Raw genomic sequence first — 15,979 nt, 5'->3', positions numbered from 1 at the left:
ACTGCGGCCTTACGTTCTTCGGAGTACCTTGGCATGGAAGCTCTCATACCACCCTCTCTGAGTGGGATTCAGGCGAAATCGCCATCTGGACAACTAGGCTGGCAGAGAGGGCAGTGGTTGCCGCTTGATTTCTGAACATTCGATTAGCGCTCCCCAACGCATCCCGTGTACACCAGAACTCTCAGTGTACATGTCGGTGTACACGGTGAGGAACTGTGGATCGGGTTCGGAGAGTTTAAGTCAGGTCAAAGAAAAGCCCGCAGAATGCGGCTTTAAAAGCATCGTGAGGAGATCAGGTGAGGCTTGGGGAAGCCCTATGGTGCGGATGGGGAGACTCGAACTCCCACGCCTCTCGGCACTAGAACCTAAATCTAGCGTGTCTACCAATTCCACCACATCCGCAGTCGGGCAGGTCGAGCGATATTCTACGGATACAGAGAGGGAAGTCAATCGCCATGGGCACTGAGGCGATATTGAAGGTCTTGGAGGGTGTCGGTCACGGTGATACTGGTCGGCATGTCGGCATTGAGCGCAGCATGCGGGAGGTGGCAGGCATGCTAGTCTGTTCCTGTCGAACTTTGTTGAATAGTCTTGAGAACTTATAAAAGAACCAGTTAATCATGATAACAGTGAAAAACGTTTGGTATTTGTCTGCCAAGATAAAGATGCTGGTCAACTTGTCGGTGCACGCAGGGTTGCCGGGTCCTTGTGCCTTTTGCATGGGCATGACGCCGCCGGCGTCACCGTGGTGCGAGGCATGTTTCGAGGCGTTGCCCTGGAATCGCGTGGCCTGTACGCGCTGTGCCGAGCCGTTGGCGCGTCCTGCTGATCTGTGCGGCCACTGTCTGCGTCATGCGCCGTCTTTCGATGTGGCGCGGGCGCCGCTACGTTACGAAGATGCTTCGCAGGCATTGCTTCAGCGCTTCAAGTTCGGCGCGCAACCGCGTGCGGGCATCTTGCTGGCGACGCTCTTTGCACATGATAGGGAAGGTGCGTTACCCGAGGCACTCGTTGCGGTGCCGACGCATCCGCAGCGGCGGCGTGAACGCGGTTTCGATCATAGCGTCTGGCTGACGCGAGAACTCTCGCATCAATTGGGCGTACCGTGCCAGCGTGCCTGGCGTGAGCGTGACACGCCGACCCAGCGTGGGCTGACACGCCGTTCGCGTCGCGGCAACGTGCGCGGGGCTTTTGGTGTTGCGCCAGGCTTGCCGGCTCACGTGGCGCTCGTCGACGACGTGATGACCACCGGCAGTACGCTCTCGGCACTGGCCGATGCCTGCCGAGGGGCGGGCGCCCAGCATGTCGAGGCCTGGGCGATGACGCGAACGCCGCGAGAAATCTGATAGCATGAGGATGCATCTCCAATAGGACACGTCATGACCGCCCCAAAGCACCCGTTCGAAAGTTTGTCGCCCGCACACGTGGTCGATGCCGTCGAGTCGCTGGGTTTTTGGTTGCCGGGCGAGCCGTTTGCGCTCAACAGCTACGAGAATCGCGTGTTCCTGTTGAGCGACGACGATCGCCGCCGCTGGGTGGCCAAGTTCTATCGTCCCGAGCGTTGGAGCGAAGCGCAGATTCGCGAGGAGCATGCCTTTCTCGATGAACTCGATGCCGCGGGAGTGCCCGGCGCGCCGCCTTGGCGCGACGATGCTGGAGAGACGCTCCATCATGCCTATGGATTTGCGTTCGCGTTGTTTCCGCATCTCGCAGGACAGGCGCCGGAGCTCGAGGACCCCGCGCATCTCTTTGCTCTTGGTGACTTGATCGGCCAGGTGCATGCCGTGGCACGTCGTGGTTCCTTCCATGCGCGTCCTGTTCAGGAGCCTATGGCGATCAGCCAAGCCAGTTGTGAGCGCGTGCTGGCGAGCGATTGGCTGAGTCGTCGTCAACGTCAGGCATACGCCCGCATCGTCGAGCGCCTGCAGACGCTACTGGCCGAACAGCGATGGCCGGAGACGGCCCTGCAACGCGTACATGGCGACTGCCATCTGGGCAACATCCTGGGGCGCGATGAGGATTTTGCACTGGTTGACTTCGATGATTGCTGCATGGCGCCAGCGATCCAGGATTTGTGGATGTTATTGACGGCGTCTGAAGCCGACGAATGGCAGATGCAGTTATCCGAAGTGATCGAGGGTTACGAGCAGCATGTCGAGTTCGATCGGCGCCAACTGCGCTGGATCGAGCCGTTGCGCACGTTGCGATTGATGCGCCATAGCGCCTGGTTGGTCGACCGCTGGGAAGATCCGGCGTTTCCCAAGGCTTTTCCTTGGGTAGCCAGTGAGGGGTATTGGGATCAGCACATCCGTATTCTCGAGCAACAGCGCCTCGCGTTGGAAAATCCGCGCTGGCTGGCGTGACTTTGCAGCCTCGAAGGCCCCGGGGCGGCGTCGGGAAATGTAGTGTCGCCGACGTCGGTGCGAATCGCGCGTGCGTCGCGCTTTGCCGGTGTGCCAAACTTCCGGTGTTGTATTCATTTTGTAACGTATGCCCGATCGGGCGTCATGACGAAGGCACTCAAAGGCACTTAAATGACAGAAGAACTCGCAACGCATTACCGCGACATCATCGCCGGCTTGGGCGAGGATCCCGATCGGGAAGGGCTACGTGATACGCCCATGCGAGCCGCCGAGGCCATGCAGTTTCTCAACCAGGGCTATGGGCAGACGCTCGAGTCATTGGTCAACGGCGCGGTGTTCGAATCGCAGACCGACGAGATGGTGCTGATCAAGGACATCGAACTCTATTCGATGTGTGAACATCATTTGTTGCCATTCATCGGCAAGTGCCATATCGCTTATTTGCCCAAGGGCAAGGTACTGGGGCTCTCCAAGTTCGCGCGTATCGTCGACATGTATGCGCGACGCATGCAGATTCAGGAAAACCTGACACGCCAGATCGCCGAGGCCGTGCAGGAGGTGACCGAGGCGCGCGGTGTGGGTGTGATCGTCGAAGCGCAGCACATGTGCATGATGATGCGTGGGGTCGAGAAACAGAATTCGTGCATGAAGACCTCCGTGATGCTGGGCGCTTTCCGCAATAACCTGAATACGCGTCAGGAGTTCTTGACGCTGGTGCATGGCTGAGCGCGGCGTCGATCACCGTCGCGTGACGCGCGTTTCACACTTTAGGAGAAATGCTGCATGGCCTTACATGCCCTGAACGATCAGCACCTCGATCACGATCTGGCAACGATTAACATCAAGAATCTGCGCCTGCGTACCCATATCGGTATCAAGGACGAGGAAATCCAGAACCGCCAGGATGTGGTGATCAATGCCATCATCCGTTATCGGGCCGATCGCGCGGTCAAGTTCGATCATATCGAGCAGGCACTCAATTATCGTACGATCACCAAGCATATCATCGGCTATGTCGAGGATAACCGCTTCCTCTTGCTGGAACGCATGACCCGCGAGGTTCTGGATATCATCATGAGTTACGAGCAGGTCCTCACGGCGCAAGTGGAAATCGACAAGCCTTTCGCGCTGCGTTTTTCCGACTCCGTCTCGGTGACGCTATCGGACTCGCGGCTCGATTGAGGCGACATGACCATGTCATCGGTATTCGGCTGGGAGTCGCGTCGTGAACGGTAAGCTCGAACACTTCGACGACGCGGCCCAGCGCGGCGTGATCGTCGGCAACGATGGACATCGTTATACGTTCACATTGACCGAGTGGCGTGGCCGGGGCCTTCCCAGGGAAGGCAGTCGGCTACGTTTCGATGGTGACGCTGGTCGTGCCGAGCAGGTGTTCGATGCCCCCGTTCCTCAGCGCACCGCGCGGCAGACGCGTGACGATCAGGGGCACATCAAATCTTCTTTATTGTCGCCCTGGGCGGTGCTGGCGCTGGTGCTTGTCGCCGTGGCTCCGCTGTTCGCGTCTTATATGCTGCTCGTCGATGTGCTGGCGATCCTACTGGCCGTGCTCGGGATCCGGCAGATACGGCGCTCGCCGTCGCGTTACAGGGGGCAGGCACTGTGTGGGGCCGCCATTGCCATCGCGGTGCTGAGTCTCTTTATCTGGGGTGTTGGGTGAACGTCATGTCAGGGTGCGCTGCGTTTGGTGGCATCAAGAGACTCGGCATAAGATGAATTCACGGCGACGGCCAGCGTCGCCCTCATTGTCAGGAAGGAGAACGCCATGGAGTCCCTTCAGGAGAACTCGCTGTTTCGTCCCTTTGCCTATATCGATGGCAATTGGGTGGCAGCGGACAGCGGCGAACAGATCGAGGTCGACGACCCGGCCACCGGTGAGGTCGTGGGACGCATGCCCAAGCTGGGGCGTGCCGAGACTGAGCGTGCCATCGAAGCCGCCGAGTCGGCCTGGCCGGCCTGGCGTGCCCTGACGGCGCAAGAGCGCGCGGATACCCTGATGAAATGGTACGACCTGATGCTCGAGCATCAGGACCAGCTGGCGGCGATCATGACCGCCGAGCAGGGCAAGCCTATCAAGGAGGCGGCCGGTGAAATCGCCTATGCGGCGAGTTTCCTGCGCTGGTTCGCCGAGGAAGCGCGGCGCGTCTATGGCGACACCATCCCTGCGGCCAAGTCCAACCAGCGCATCGTGGTGCTCAAGCAGCCGATCGGCGTCGTCGGGGCGATCACGCCGTGGAATTTCCCGTCGTCGATGATCACTCGCAAGGCGGCGGCGGCATTGGCGGCGGGGTGCCCGATCGTCATCAAACCGGCCAGTCAGACGCCGTTTTCTGCTACCGCGCTGGCGGCGCTGGCCGAGCAGGCCGGGGTGCCGCGCGGCGTGTTCAATGTGGTGCCGGGGCGCGCCAGCGAGATCGGCAAGGCGATGACTGAATCGCCCGTGGTGCGCAAGATCACCTTCACCGGCTCGACCGAGGTGGGCAGCCAGTTGATGGCCAGCGCCGCCGAGCATATCCAGAAGATTTCGCTGGAGTTGGGGGGCAACGCGCCGTTTCTGGTGTTCGAAGACGCCGATCTCGATGCCGCCGTCGAGGGCGCGATGGCCAGCAAGTTCCGCAATGCCGGCCAGACCTGCGTGTGCACCAACCGCTTTCTGGTGCAGTCCAGCGTGATCAATGCTTTCAGCGAAAAGCTGGCGGCGGCCATGAACAGCGAATTGCACGTCGGCCCGGGCACCGAAAAAGGCGTGAACATAGGGCCGTTGATCGACGATGACGCCGTTGCCAAGGTCTCGGAGCATATTCAGGATGCCGTCGAGAGGGGCGCCGAGTTGTTGTTGGGTGGTCATACGCACCCGTTGGGTGGGCGTTTTTTCTCTCCGACACTGGTGAGTCATGCCAATACCGACATGAAGGTGGCACACGAGGAAACCTTCGGGCCGTTGGCGGCGGTACTGCCGTTCGATGACGAGGAAGCTGCCGTGAAGATGGCCAATGACACGCGCTTTGGGCTGGCATCGTACTTCTATGCCAACGATCTGAGTCGTGTATGGCGCGTGGCCGAAGCGTTGGAGTACGGCATGGTCGGTATCAATACGGGATTGATCTCCAACGCCAGCGCGCCGTTCGGGGGCGTCAAGGCCTCGGGGCTGGGCCGTGAAGGCTCCAAGTACGGCATCGACGAATACATGGAAACCAAGTACCTGTGCATGGATCTGGGCTGATCCCACAGAGGTAAGAAGTAAGAGGGAAGAAAAGCCCCTGTATCCATCTACGGGGGCTTTAGCTTTTCGTAGCAAAGGTCATCCTGACCTTCCGTCTTCCGTCTTCCGTCTTCCGTCTTCCGTCTTCCGTCTTCCGTCTTCCGTCTTCCGTCTTCCGTCTTCAGTGCCTGAAGTGGCGCATATCGGTGAAGACCATGGCGATACCGGCTTCGTTGGCGGCATCGATCACTTCCTGGTCTCGCATCGAGCCGCCAGGTTGGATGACGGCGGTGATACCGGCAGCGGCGGCAGCGTCGATGCCATCGCGGAAGGGGAAGAAGGCGTCAGAGGCCATTACCGAGCCGGGCACTTCCAGACTTTCGTCTGCGGCCTTGATACCGGCGATCCTGGCCGAGTAGACGCGGCTCATCTGCCCGGCGCCCACGCCGATGGTCTGACCGTGCTTGGCATAGACGATGGCGTTGGATTTGACGAACTTGGCAACTTTCCAGGCAAAGCTGAGATCGCTTAGTTCTTGGGCGCTGGGCGCGCGCTCGGTGACGGTGCGTAGTTGGTCGGATTCGACCATGCCCTGGTCGCGGTCCTGGACCAGGAGCCCGCCGGTGACGCGCTTGAAATCATGGGCAGGACGCGGCTGACTGGGCCAGTGCTCGCTGACATCGAGCAGGCGCACGTTTTTCTTCCCGGCGACGATCTCGGCGGCGGCATCGTCGATGCCCGGCGCGATGATGACTTCCACGAACTGGCGGTCGACGATGGCACGTGCCGTATCGGCGTCCAGTGGGCGGTTGAAGGCGATGATACCGCCGAAGGCGCTGGTGGGGTCGGTAGCGAACGCGCTCTGATAGGCGGCGAGCGGCGTGTCGGCAATGGCGACGCCGCAAGGGTTGGCATGCTTGACGATGACGCAGGCCGTCTCGCTGAAGACCTTGACGCACTCGAAGGCGGCATCGGTGTCAGCGACGTTGTTGAACGACAATGCCTTGCCCTGGCGCTGCTCTGCCGTGGTCACGCTGGCTTCGGTGGCATCTGTCTCGGCATAGAAGGCTGCCTGCTGATGCGGGTTTTCGCCGTAGCGCATCGCCTGTTTTTTCTGGAACTGCACGTTATAGGTCCGCGGGAAGTTCGCCTCGCCGCCTTCCACCAAGGTACCCAGATAATTGGCGATGGCGCTGTCGTAGCCGGCAGTATGCTCGAAGGCCTTGACCGCCAGGTCGAAACGCAGCGTTGCGCCGACGCCGCCATGTGTACGCATGTCGTCGAGCACGCGGCCATAGTCGGACGCATTGACCACGACGCTGGTGTGAGCGTGGTTCTTGGCACAGGCGCGGACCATGGTGGGGCCACCGATGTCGATGTTCTCGATGGCCTCTTCCAGCGTGCAATCGTCACGGGCAATGGTGTCGGCGAAGGGGTAGAGGTTGACCACGACCATGTCGATGGCGTCGATGTCATGCTCGGCCATTACCTCGTCGTCTTGCCCACGGCGCCCAAGAATGCCGCCATGAATCTTGGGGTGCAGCGTCTTGACGCGACCATCCATGATTTCCGGGAAGCCGGTATGCTGCGAGACCTCTGTGACCGGGATGCCGTGTTCGCTGAGCAGGCGAAAGGTGCCGCCGGTGGAGAGCAGGGCGACGCCGTTTGTGCTGAGTTCGCGGGCGAAATCGACGATGCCAGTCTTGTCGGACACGCTGATCAATGCGCGGCGCACAGGCTGGGGAGACGAGGATGCGGTGTGATCGGCCATGGGGCTCCACTTTTGAAAGGTGAGGGACGATTGACGCCAGACACTAGCGTGAAATGTGAAGAGCGCCCGGCGAGAGCGCTCCTGTCAAATCGGTTCGGACTCAGATCAGGTCATACTGTTTGAGCTTCTTGCGCAGGGTGCCGCGATTGAGGCCCAGCATGTCGGCAGCACGTGTCTGGTTGCCGTCGGCGTAGCGCATCACGGCCTCCAGCAAGGGCACTTCGACCTCGGTCAGCACCATGCCATAAAGGTCACTGACCGTTTCGCCATCCAGGTGGCCGAAGTAGCGCTGCATGGCGAGCTCGACCGACTCACGCAAGGTTTGTTGATGCGCTGGCGATGCTGTGGCGCTGGCATCGAGCGTATTCTGATCGATGGGAAATGCTTGCCTGCTGGTCATGCTGCATTGCTTCCATTTGAGGCCAACGCAAGCGCATCGTGAGCGAGCGAATCCACGAAGCGGTGTTGGGCCGAGGGCTGTTCCAGAACGTTGAAGCGTGCGCGCAATGCCGCCGCTTGTGGGCGAGTGGCGAGATACCAGCCCACATGCTTGCGTGCGATGCGCACCCCCATGTGTTCACCGTAAAAGGCATGCAGTGCCTCGAGATGACGGTGCATCACGGCGGCGATTTCTGCGGGCGTCGGGGGCGCCAGAGTATCACCGGTACGTAAGTAGTGTTCGATCTCGCGAAAGATCCACGGGTTGCCTTGGGCGCCGCGTCCGATCATGACCGCATCGGCTTTAGTGTAGTCGAGGACGCGAGCGGCTTTCTCGGCGCTGTCGATATCGCCATTGGCGAACACCGGCAACGATACCGCTTGCTTGATCGCGGCGATGGTGTCGTATTCGGCGTCGCCTCGATAGCGCTGTGCGCGGGTGCGGCCATGCACTGCGAGTGCTTGGATGCCGGCGGCCTCGGCCAACTGTGCGATGCGTTTGCCGTTGAGCGACTCCGAGCACCAGCCGGTACGGATCTTCAATGTCACCGGGACATCCACAGCCGCAACGACGCTTTCGAGAATTGCTGCAACTAAACGCTCATCACGCAATAGCGCGGAGCCGGCGGCCTTGTTGCAGACCTTCTTGGCAGGGCACCCCATGTTGATATCGACGATCTCGGCGCCTTGCGCAACATTGAGGCGCGCGGCTTCAGCGAGCATTTCCGGGTCGCCGCCGGCGATCTGTACATCGCGCGGGCCGGGCTCGCCGGCATGATCGAGACGCTGTCGCGACTTGCGGGTATGCCATAGGCGCGCGTCGGCGGTGACCATTTCCGAGACGACCAGGCCCGCGCCGAGTTCTCGACACAATTGCCGAAACGGACGGTCGGTCACGCCCGCCATGGGAGCGAGAATCGCCCGGTTGGGCAATGCGTAAGGGCCGATGCGCGGCAACGGCGACACCGGAGATGAGACATGGGTCGGCATCACGAGACGCGTCTAGATGGTGAAAGGGGGTCATGATAGCCGCCAGAACGATGTTCTTGAAGGGGCTTTTCGTCGCCACTGGTGTGGCCGCCCTTCATCATGAGGCGGCGACACCGGTGATGCGCACCCAGCCTTCGCGTTCGCAAGGCGTGTCGAGGTCGATGCCTTGGGCGCGATAGGCCTCCATTACCTCCTCGGCTTGCCCTGCGAGAATCCCCGATAGTGCGAGACGACCACGCGGGGCGAGATGGGCGCAAAGCGTCGGCGCCAATTCGACCAGGGGGCCGGCGAGGATGTTAGCGACCACTACCTCGTAGCGTTGTGCCGCGAGTCGCTCTGGATAGCAAAGCGACAAATGCTCATCGGCGATGGCATTGCGCTGGGCGTTTTCACGGCTCGCCTGCAAGGCCTGTGAATCGATATCGGTGCCTGTAGCGTGATCGGCTCCCAGCTTGAGCGCGGCGATAGCCAGAATGCCGGAGCCGCAGCCGAAATCCAGCACCTTGCTGGCGTCGAGATCGAGGCCATCGAGCCAGCCGAGGCACAGTGCGGTGGTGGGGTGCGTACCGGTGCCAAAGGCCAGGCCGGGGTCGAGCAGCAGATTGACGGCATCGGGCTCGGGGGCGGCATGCCAACTGGGCACCACCCAAAGCCGTTCGCCCATCTTGAGTGGGGTGAAATCGCCCATCCACTCGCGCTCCCAATCACGATCGGCGAGCAACTCGTAGTCGATCTCGGGGCAGGGCTCGTCGGCCATCTCGGCGGCCCACTGCTGGCGAACTCGGTCGAGCATTGGCTCGATATCTTCCAGATCGTCGTAGAGGCCGGTCAGCACGGTTTCATCCCACAGCGGCGTGGTACCACTTTCGGGCTCGAAGACGGGATCGTCGTAAGCGTCCTGCAGGGTGATAGCCTGAGCACCTTCGGCTAGCAGCAGCTCTTCCAGGGTCTCGGCATGCTGCGGAGCGATGTGTGCCTTGAGTTGTAGCCAGGACATGAAGTCTCCTTGAGCATCAACGCAAACGGGACGGCCAAGGCCGCCCCGTGTCGAGTCGCTTGAGCTGATCAGGTCAGGTCAAGCTTCTTCTCGAGGTAGTGAATGTTTACCCCGCCTTGTTGGAATGCACTATCGCGGACCAGATCCTTCTGTAGATCGATATTGGTCTTGATGCCTTCGACCAGCAGCTCGTCGAGCGCATTGCGCATGCGCGTCAACGCGGTCTCACGACTGGCGCCCCAGGTGATCAGCTTGCCGAGCAACGAATCGTAATGCGGCGGCACGCTATAGCCGGTATAGATATGCGCGTCCATGCGAACGCCCAAGCCCCCCGGCGCGTGGTAGAGATCGATCTTGCCGGGCGAGGGAATGAAAGTGCGCGAGTCCTCGGCATTGATCCGGCACTCGAAGGCGTGTCCGCTGAGATGCACATCGTCCTGCGAGATGGACAGCGGCAGTCCGGAGGCGATGCGCAGCTGTTCCTTGACGATGTCGACGCCGGTGATCATCTCGGAGACCGGGTGCTCGACCTGTACGCGGGTGTTCATCTCGATGAAGAAGAACTGACCGTTTTCATACAGGAACTCGAAGGTACCGGCGCCGCGATAGTTGATCTCGATGCAGGCATCGGTGCAGGCTTTGAAAACGTTTTCGCGGGCCTCGGGATCGATATCAGGTGCCGGCGCCTCTTCCAACACTTTCTGGTGACGGCGCTGCAGAGAGCAATCGCGATCGTAGAGATGAATGGCATTGCCCTGGCCGTCGGCCAGCACCTGTACCTCGACGTGACGCGGATTCTCGAGGAACTTCTCCATGTAAAGCGTACCGTCGCCGAACGACGCATTGGCCTCATTGCGTGTCACGCTGACCGAGGAGAGCAGGCTATCCTCGCTGTGCACCACACGCATGCCGCGTCCGCCACCGCCGGCGGCTGCTTTGATGATGACCGGATAGCCGATGCGTTGCGCGGTGGCCAGTACGGCTTCGTCGTTATCTTCGGGGAGTGGGCCGTCGGAGCCGGGCACGGTGGGTACGCCGGCTGCCTTCATCGCCGAGATAGCGCTGACCTTGTCGCCCATCATGCGGATGGTTTCGGCACGCGGGCCGACGAATACGAAGCCCGAACGCTCAACCTGTTCGGCGAAGTTGGCGTTCTCGGAGAGAAAGCCATAGCCGGGATGGATGGCGCTGGAATCGGTGACCTCGGCGGCACTGATCAGTGCCGGGATATTCAGATATGACTGCGCGGAGGAGGCCGGTCCGATGCACACGGCTTCGTCAGCCAGGCGCACGTGCATGAGTTCACGATCCGCTTTGGAATGGACCGCTACTGTCTTGATGCCCAGTTCCTTGCAGGCGCGTAGTATGCGAAGAGCGATCTCGCCACGGTTGGCGATGAGTACCTTGTCCAACATAGTGTCGTCCGTCTCTATGTAAGCTCGGAAGCGTTGCGCGATTGACCGCCAAGGGCGATCGCAAACGGCTTCAAGAGATGATGACCATCGGCTGGTCGAATTCGACCGGCTCGCCGTCCTCGACCATGATGGCTTCGATCACGCCATCCTGATCGGCCTCGATTTGATTCATCATCTTCATGGCTTCGACGATGCACACGGTCTCGCCTTTCTTGACGCTTTGGCCGACTTCCACGAAGGCTTTCGCGCCCGGCGCCGGCGAGCGATAGAAGGTGCCTACCATGGGGGAGGTCACTGGGTGGCCGCTGGGCTGCGTGGGTGCCGCCTCGGCCGCTGGCGCGGCTGCTTCGCTCGGCGCTGCAGGGGCGGGTGCGGGCGCTGCGACCGGCGCGGGGGCCTCGGCGGCGGGCGGTGCGCTGAAACCACCGGTGTGGCGGCTGATACGCACAGACTCCTCGCCTTCCTGGATTTCGATCTCGCTGATATTGGACTCTTCCAGGAGTTCGATGAGTTTCTTGACCTTGCGAATATCCATAAGCCTGTCTCGATCAATGTGAATGTGAGGTGGCGTGGTTTGCATCGGAGCGTGGGTGCTGTCAGCCGAGCTGACGTAGCGCGGCCTCCAAGGCAAGCTCGTAACTATCGGCGCCGAATCCGGCGATGACGCCGCGAGCGACATCCGAAAAATACGAATGCGCGCGAAACGGCTCGCGCGCATGCACGTTGGAAAGATGCAGCTCGATGAAAGGGATGGCGACACCCGTGAGCGCGTCGCGCAGGGCAACGCTGGTATGCGTAAAGGCGGCCGGGTTGAACAGGATGAAGTCGGTGCCGTCGTCATGCGCTGCATGAACACGCTCGATCAGTGAGTGCTCGGCATTGGACTGTAGCCAATCGAGTTGGTGGCCGGCATCAGAGGCGCGCTGGGTCAGACGCAGACGAAGGTCCTCGAGGGTGGTAGTACCGTAAACACCTGGCTCGCGGGTGCCGAGCAGGTTGAGGTTAGGGCCGTTGAGTACGAGAAGCTTCGCCATTTCATGGGTCCTGATCGACGCTGTTAACCTGTTCAGGATTGGCTTAGATCACGGCACGATCACGCAAGATGCCGCTTCTGGTGCCATATATCGTTAGTGTGGGCGGAGTTTGCCCAAAAACGGACGAGCTGTCTAGTTTGCGTTGGCACAAGCAAAAACGCCACTGCATGATAGGATGAAAGTTATTGCTCTCAACTTCATCACAAGGACGTCTTATGGCTCTTTTTCGTAAGCGTGAGCGTCAACAGCGCAATATTCTGGAATCGCCCCAATATGGCTGGATCTGGAAGCCTCTGGTCGCCTTGCTGATCATCTACCTCGTGGTCTGCGTGGCGCTGGGCGTCTGGTGGAGCCAGCGGCCCGATGATTTTAACGTCGATGACGCGGTGGGCGTGCAGCGCGGCGCCGCGCAGCCATCCGGTGCCGAGGCCGCGTCGGATGCCCCTCGGCCAGGCGAAACCGTGACCGCCACTACCTTGACGCTTCTCGGCAGCTTGCTCGACAAGCCCGGTGGCTATTTGCGCAACGATATCGCGCTGCCGGGATTGTGGCTGGATAACATGCCGAGCTGGGAACATGGCGTGCTTGGGCAAGTGCGGGCCATGAGCGCGACCCTCAATGATTCCATCGCCAGTGGCGACGAAGACGTACAACAAGCCGTCGATGCCTTGGCAGCACGCAGTGACGCCTGGCGTTTTCCGTCAGCCGAAGGGCGTTACCAAGAGGCGCGCGAAGCACTACGCGATTACTTGGGACGTCTGGGTGAGCAGCAGGCGGATTTCTCATCGGATGCCCCGGCATTAGCTGCCTGGCTGGATCGTGTTCAGACTCGGCTCGATCAGCAGACGCAGCGTCTGGCAGCGAGTGTGGGAAGCGCCGAACGCCACAGTGCCGATATCGAAACCGGCGAGGATGGCGAGAGTACCCCGTGGTGGCGTATCGACAACGTCTTCTTCGAAGCGCGCGGTAACACCTGGGCCTTGATGCACCTGCTCAAGGCGGCCAAGCGTGACTTCGCGCCGGCCATCGAGGCGGCCGGGGTCGGCAAGTCATATGATCGGCTGATCGACGAACTCGAGGCTTCGCAGGCACGCGTCTGGAGTCCGGTGGTACTCAATGGCAGCGGCTTTGGCATTTTTGCCAATCACTCGCTGATGATGGCCAACTACACGTTGCGGGCATCACAACTGATTCAAGAGATACGCAGCGATCTCGGGGCACAATAGCCCTCAATAAAACACCCCGCGGCGGTATGTCCGGCGCGGGGTGTTGGGCGGGCGGCGAGCGCTTCAGGCTTTGGTATAAGCGTCGGCTGCTTTCTCGATCGCCTTTCGGGCAGCTTCAGCGCCGTCCCAGGAGTCGATCTTCACCCATTTGCCTTTCTCGAGATCCTTGTAGTTCTCGAAGAAATGCGCGATCTGTTGGCGCAGCAGCTCGGGCAAGTCAGTGACTTCCTGCACGTCGTCATACAAGGCGCTCAACTTGGGATGCGGGACGCAGACCAGCTTGGCGTCTTCGCCTGCTTCATCGGACATGTTGAGCACGCCGACCGGACGCGCACGAATCACACTGCCCGCCTGGACGGGATACGGGGTGACCACCAGGGCGTCGAGCGGGTCGCCGTCGTCGGCCAGGGTGTTGTTGATGAAACCGTAATTGGCCGGATAGAACATCGGCGTAGCCATGAAACGGTCGACGACCAGCGCGTCCATGTCCTTGTCGATTTCATATTTGACCGGCGTGTGATTGGCAGGGATCTCGATCGCCACATAGACGTCGTTGGGAAGATCCTTGCCAGCGGGAATGTTTTTGAAACTCATCGTCGAGTCCTTGCGGTTTGCAGGTTGAACACCAGCGGGAGAAAATCCGAGAAATTATACGAGTAGCGTCCAGCGTTTACCAACCGACGTGGGACGTAAATGGCATCATGCAATCGTTGTCATGCATCGTCATGCTCAGCGAACGCGGGAATTATCCGTCTCATCATCATTGACAAGGAGACGCTCGTTGACGGCAAGCAGCCTTTCTATCAGCTTCGGTCAGGCATTCGTGGCACCGGATCGGCGTCGCCATCGCAGTTCGATGTCGGTACAGATACCCGGCGGTTCGCAATTGTCCGCCAAGGGGGCCTGCGCCCTGATCAGTGATTCCACCTGGCGCAACGCCATCGCCAAGCAGGCCGGAGATCTGAGCGTACGGGGCTTTCTCGCCGATTATTATTCGACGCCGGAGCATTGGGACGTCAAGACATCGGCACATCGCGTGCTGCGTGCCTTGAATGGCTGGAGCTATAGCCAAAGCGCGTACATCGAAGGCGGCAGCTATATCTGCTCGCTATCGGCCATGGTGTTCCGTCATCGTGAGGTGCATCTCTTTCATATGGGAGACACCTTGGTATTCCGCCTGCGAGGCGCCGAATTCGAGCAAATGTCGCGTGATCACGTCACCGAACTGGGCGGTTATCGCTATCCATCACGGGCGCTTGGCATGGACGGTAGCCTCGACATCGATTACGTGACGGATTCGCTCAAGCAGGGCGACCTTTTCCTGTTCACTACCCAGGCCGTACGCGGCACCCTGTTGCCCTCGGATTTCGTGCAACTGATCCGTGCCGATGTCAGCGACCTCGATGCGGCCTGCGAACGCTTGGCCGAGGCGGCGCTGGCCCGGGCTCAGGAACGCGGTTACGGCGGCGACCAATTCTGCTTTCAGTTGGTGCGCATCGACCGGCTGCCCGAGGAAGTCGAGCCCGATCATCCTGTGCCGTTGTATGGTGACTTGCCGGTGCCTCCCGAATTATCGCCCGGAGAGCGTCTCGATGGGCTGGAGGTGCAAGAGGTGTTGTCGCGTACAGCCAAGTCGCGTGTCTATCGCGTGCATGATGCGCGCAACGAGCGTGAGATAGTAATGAAGGCCCCGAGCCCCGAGCTGTCGCTGCGCAATGCCTATCAAGAACATTTCGCGCTTCAGCAATGGATCGTGCAGCGTGTCAACTCGCCGTTCGTGGCCAAGGTCGTGGACCCGTCCCGCCCGCGCCGCTATCAGTATTACTTGCTCGATTACATCAAGGGCGAATTGCTCAGTGACTGGGCGCTACGCCATCCCCAGGCGAGTCTTGAGGCACGTCTGGATTTAGCGCGTCAGTTGGTCAAGGCGGTGCAGGCCCTGCATCGCCGCGATGTGCTGCACCAGAACATCCACCCCGATAATCTGATGGTCGATTCACATGGGCAGCTGGTGCTGACGGATTTCGGCGCCTGCCACCTGCGTGAAAGCGATAGTCAGCAAGCAGCGCGTGAGCTGGCGCGTCAGGTGGGATTGAACGAGCACAGCGCACCGGAATATGCGCTGGATACCGAAGTAGGGCGGCGCAGCGATCAATACGAGCTGGCCTCGACCATCTATTGGTTGCTGACCGGGCATCAGCCCTATGCGCTGGCGCCCCACGAGTTACGCAGCCATACCGATCTCGAGCGTATGAGTTACACCAGTGCACGGCGCTACAATCCCGCCATCACCAGCGAACTCGATGACGCCTTGAAGCGTGCCCTCGACCCCCAACGTGCCTTGCGTTTTCGGCGGCTGGGCGAGTTTGCCTCTCATCTGCGCACGCCCAAGCGCCGTGACGACCTCGAAGCCCGCGAGTCATGGCAGCAACCGGCCACGCTATGGAAAATAGTGGCCGGCGTGCTGCTCCTGCTTTTGCTGCTGTCGTGGTGGCTGGGGTAAAGCCTTCGGATATGTCGAGGCG

General features: G+C 60.5%; 16 protein-coding genes and 1 tRNA gene. 8 read left to right on the top strand and 9 right to left on the bottom strand.

Translation table 11 applies throughout. From position 1 onward, the window contains the following. Nucleotides 1-317: 317 nt before the first annotated feature. Nucleotides 318-402 (bottom strand) — tRNA-Leu (locus tag OP496_RS04915). Nucleotides 403-665: 263 nt separating this feature from the next. Here OP496_RS04915 and OP496_RS04910 point away from each other — a divergent pair. The 6 genes from OP496_RS04910 (at nucleotide 666) to OP496_RS04885 (ending at nucleotide 5,604) form a co-directional block, all read left to right on the top strand. Continuing rightward, the gene (locus OP496_RS04910; RefSeq protein WP_280562370.1) at nucleotides 666-1,346 is read left to right on the top strand and encodes a ComF family protein; all 681 of its coding nucleotides are present in this window, start codon (nucleotides 666-668) and stop codon (nucleotides 1,344-1,346) included. Between the two features lie 33 nt (nucleotides 1,347-1,379). Continuing rightward, the gene (locus OP496_RS04905; RefSeq protein WP_280562369.1) at nucleotides 1,380-2,363 is read left to right on the top strand and encodes a serine/threonine protein kinase; all 984 of its coding nucleotides are present in this window, start codon (nucleotides 1,380-1,382) and stop codon (nucleotides 2,361-2,363) included. 171 nt (nucleotides 2,364-2,534) lie between these two features. Beyond that, on the top strand, nucleotides 2,535-3,089 hold the full coding sequence (gene folE / locus OP496_RS04900) for a GTP cyclohydrolase I FolE (RefSeq protein WP_280562368.1): 555 nt from the start codon (nucleotides 2,535-2,537) through the stop codon (nucleotides 3,087-3,089). 57 nt (nucleotides 3,090-3,146) lie between these two features. Continuing rightward, nucleotides 3,147-3,545 (top strand): dihydroneopterin triphosphate 2'-epimerase, encoded by a 399-nt coding sequence (gene folX / locus OP496_RS04895; protein WP_280562367.1) that lies wholly within the window; start codon nucleotides 3,147-3,149, stop codon nucleotides 3,543-3,545. Between the two features lie 43 nt (nucleotides 3,546-3,588). Continuing rightward, nucleotides 3,589-4,041: a hypothetical protein gene (locus OP496_RS04890; RefSeq protein ID WP_280562366.1), complete on the top strand. Its 453-nt coding sequence runs from the start codon at nucleotides 3,589-3,591 to the stop codon at nucleotides 4,039-4,041. Nucleotides 4,042-4,146: 105 nt separating this feature from the next. Continuing rightward, complete coding sequence (locus OP496_RS04885; RefSeq protein ID WP_280562365.1) at nucleotides 4,147-5,604, top strand: NAD-dependent succinate-semialdehyde dehydrogenase; 1,458 nt, start codon at nucleotides 4,147-4,149, stop codon at nucleotides 5,602-5,604. Nucleotides 5,605-5,764: 160 nt separating this feature from the next. On the opposite strand, the gene purH is transcribed toward OP496_RS04885, so the two are convergent. The 7 genes from purH to aroQ all read right to left on the bottom strand — a co-directional run bounded on the left by purH (nucleotide 5,765) and on the right by aroQ (nucleotide 12,228). Then, complete coding sequence (gene purH / locus OP496_RS04880; RefSeq protein WP_280562364.1) at nucleotides 5,765-7,354, bottom strand: bifunctional phosphoribosylaminoimidazolecarboxamide formyltransferase/IMP cyclohydrolase; 1,590 nt, start codon at nucleotides 7,352-7,354, stop codon at nucleotides 5,765-5,767. Nucleotides 7,355-7,454: 100 nt separating this feature from the next. Further along, complete coding sequence (gene fis, locus OP496_RS04875; protein ID WP_040241893.1) at nucleotides 7,455-7,754, bottom strand: DNA-binding transcriptional regulator Fis; 300 nt, start codon at nucleotides 7,752-7,754, stop codon at nucleotides 7,455-7,457. Then, nucleotides 7,751-8,782, bottom strand: a complete 1,032-nt coding sequence (dusB, locus tag OP496_RS04870; RefSeq protein ID WP_280562363.1) for a tRNA dihydrouridine synthase DusB — start codon at nucleotides 8,780-8,782, stop codon at nucleotides 7,751-7,753. The genes fis and dusB overlap by 4 nt, the downstream gene beginning before the upstream one ends. A 97-nt stretch (nucleotides 8,783-8,879) precedes the next feature. Next, a complete protein-coding gene (prmA, locus tag OP496_RS04865; RefSeq protein WP_280562362.1) occupies nucleotides 8,880-9,779 on the bottom strand; it encodes a 50S ribosomal protein L11 methyltransferase in 900 nt (299 codons plus the stop codon). A gap of 68 nt (nucleotides 9,780-9,847) precedes the next feature. After that, entirely contained in the window at nucleotides 9,848-11,194 is a 1,347-nt protein-coding gene (gene accC, locus OP496_RS04860) for an acetyl-CoA carboxylase biotin carboxylase subunit (RefSeq protein WP_280562360.1), read from the bottom strand. A gap of 70 nt (nucleotides 11,195-11,264) precedes the next feature. Then, the gene (accB, locus tag OP496_RS04855) at nucleotides 11,265-11,729 is read right to left on the bottom strand and encodes an acetyl-CoA carboxylase biotin carboxyl carrier protein (RefSeq protein WP_280562359.1); all 465 of its coding nucleotides are present in this window, start codon (nucleotides 11,727-11,729) and stop codon (nucleotides 11,265-11,267) included. 61 nt (nucleotides 11,730-11,790) lie between these two features. Next, nucleotides 11,791-12,228: a type II 3-dehydroquinate dehydratase gene (aroQ, locus tag OP496_RS04850; RefSeq protein ID WP_280562358.1), complete on the bottom strand. Its 438-nt coding sequence runs from the start codon at nucleotides 12,226-12,228 to the stop codon at nucleotides 11,791-11,793. A 215-nt stretch (nucleotides 12,229-12,443) separates the two neighbouring features. Here aroQ and OP496_RS04845 point away from each other — a divergent pair, with 215 nt between their 5' ends. After that, a complete protein-coding gene (locus OP496_RS04845; protein ID WP_280562357.1) occupies nucleotides 12,444-13,454 on the top strand; it encodes a DUF2333 family protein in 1,011 nt (336 codons plus the stop codon). Between the two features lie 63 nt (nucleotides 13,455-13,517). On the opposite strand, the gene ppa is transcribed toward OP496_RS04845, so the two are convergent. After that, nucleotides 13,518-14,048 carry an inorganic diphosphatase gene (gene ppa, locus OP496_RS04840; RefSeq protein WP_280562356.1) on the bottom strand — a complete coding sequence of 177 codons (531 nt, stop codon included), beginning with the start codon at nucleotides 14,046-14,048 and terminating at the stop codon, nucleotides 13,518-13,520. Between the two features lie 187 nt (nucleotides 14,049-14,235). Here ppa and OP496_RS04835 point away from each other — a divergent pair, with 187 nt between their 5' ends. Further along, complete coding sequence (locus OP496_RS04835; protein ID WP_280562355.1) at nucleotides 14,236-15,957, top strand: bifunctional protein-serine/threonine kinase/phosphatase; 1,722 nt, start codon at nucleotides 14,236-14,238, stop codon at nucleotides 15,955-15,957. Nucleotides 15,958-15,979 lie beyond the last annotated feature (22 nt).

Source organism: Chromohalobacter sp. 48-RD10 (assembly GCF_029889785.1).
Classification (GTDB): domain Bacteria; phylum Pseudomonadota; class Gammaproteobacteria; order Pseudomonadales; family Halomonadaceae; genus Chromohalobacter.
This window is presented reverse-complemented; position numbering and strand designations above follow the sequence as displayed.

Coding starts and splice junctions, on each gene's coding strand:
- folE (WP_280562368.1), top strand. CDS start 2,535: ATGACAGAAGAACTCGCAACGCATTACCGCGACATCATCGCCGGCTTG.
- prmA (WP_280562362.1), bottom strand. CDS start 9,779: ATGTCCTGGCTACAACTCAAGGCACACATCGCTCCGCAGCATGCCGAG.
- OP496_RS04845 (WP_280562357.1), top strand. CDS start 12,444: ATGGCTCTTTTTCGTAAGCGTGAGCGTCAACAGCGCAATATTCTGGAA.
- accB (WP_280562359.1), bottom strand. CDS start 11,729: ATGGATATTCGCAAGGTCAAGAAACTCATCGAACTCCTGGAAGAGTCC.
- OP496_RS04905 (WP_280562369.1), top strand. CDS start 1,380: ATGACCGCCCCAAAGCACCCGTTCGAAAGTTTGTCGCCCGCACACGTG.
- purH (WP_280562364.1), bottom strand. CDS start 7,354: ATGGCCGATCACACCGCATCCTCGTCTCCCCAGCCTGTGCGCCGCGCA.
- aroQ (WP_280562358.1), bottom strand. CDS start 12,228: ATGGCGAAGCTTCTCGTACTCAACGGCCCTAACCTCAACCTGCTCGGC.
- dusB (WP_280562363.1), bottom strand. CDS start 8,782: ATGCCGACCCATGTCTCATCTCCGGTGTCGCCGTTGCCGCGCATCGGC.
- accC (WP_280562360.1), bottom strand. CDS start 11,194: ATGTTGGACAAGGTACTCATCGCCAACCGTGGCGAGATCGCTCTTCGC.
- folX (WP_280562367.1), top strand. CDS start 3,147: ATGGCCTTACATGCCCTGAACGATCAGCACCTCGATCACGATCTGGCA.
- OP496_RS04885 (WP_280562365.1), top strand. CDS start 4,147: ATGGAGTCCCTTCAGGAGAACTCGCTGTTTCGTCCCTTTGCCTATATC.
- fis (WP_040241893.1), bottom strand. CDS start 7,754: ATGACCAGCAGGCAAGCATTTCCCATCGATCAGAATACGCTCGATGCC.
- ppa (WP_280562356.1), bottom strand. CDS start 14,048: ATGAGTTTCAAAAACATTCCCGCTGGCAAGGATCTTCCCAACGACGTC.
- OP496_RS04910 (WP_280562370.1), top strand. CDS start 666: ATGCTGGTCAACTTGTCGGTGCACGCAGGGTTGCCGGGTCCTTGTGCC.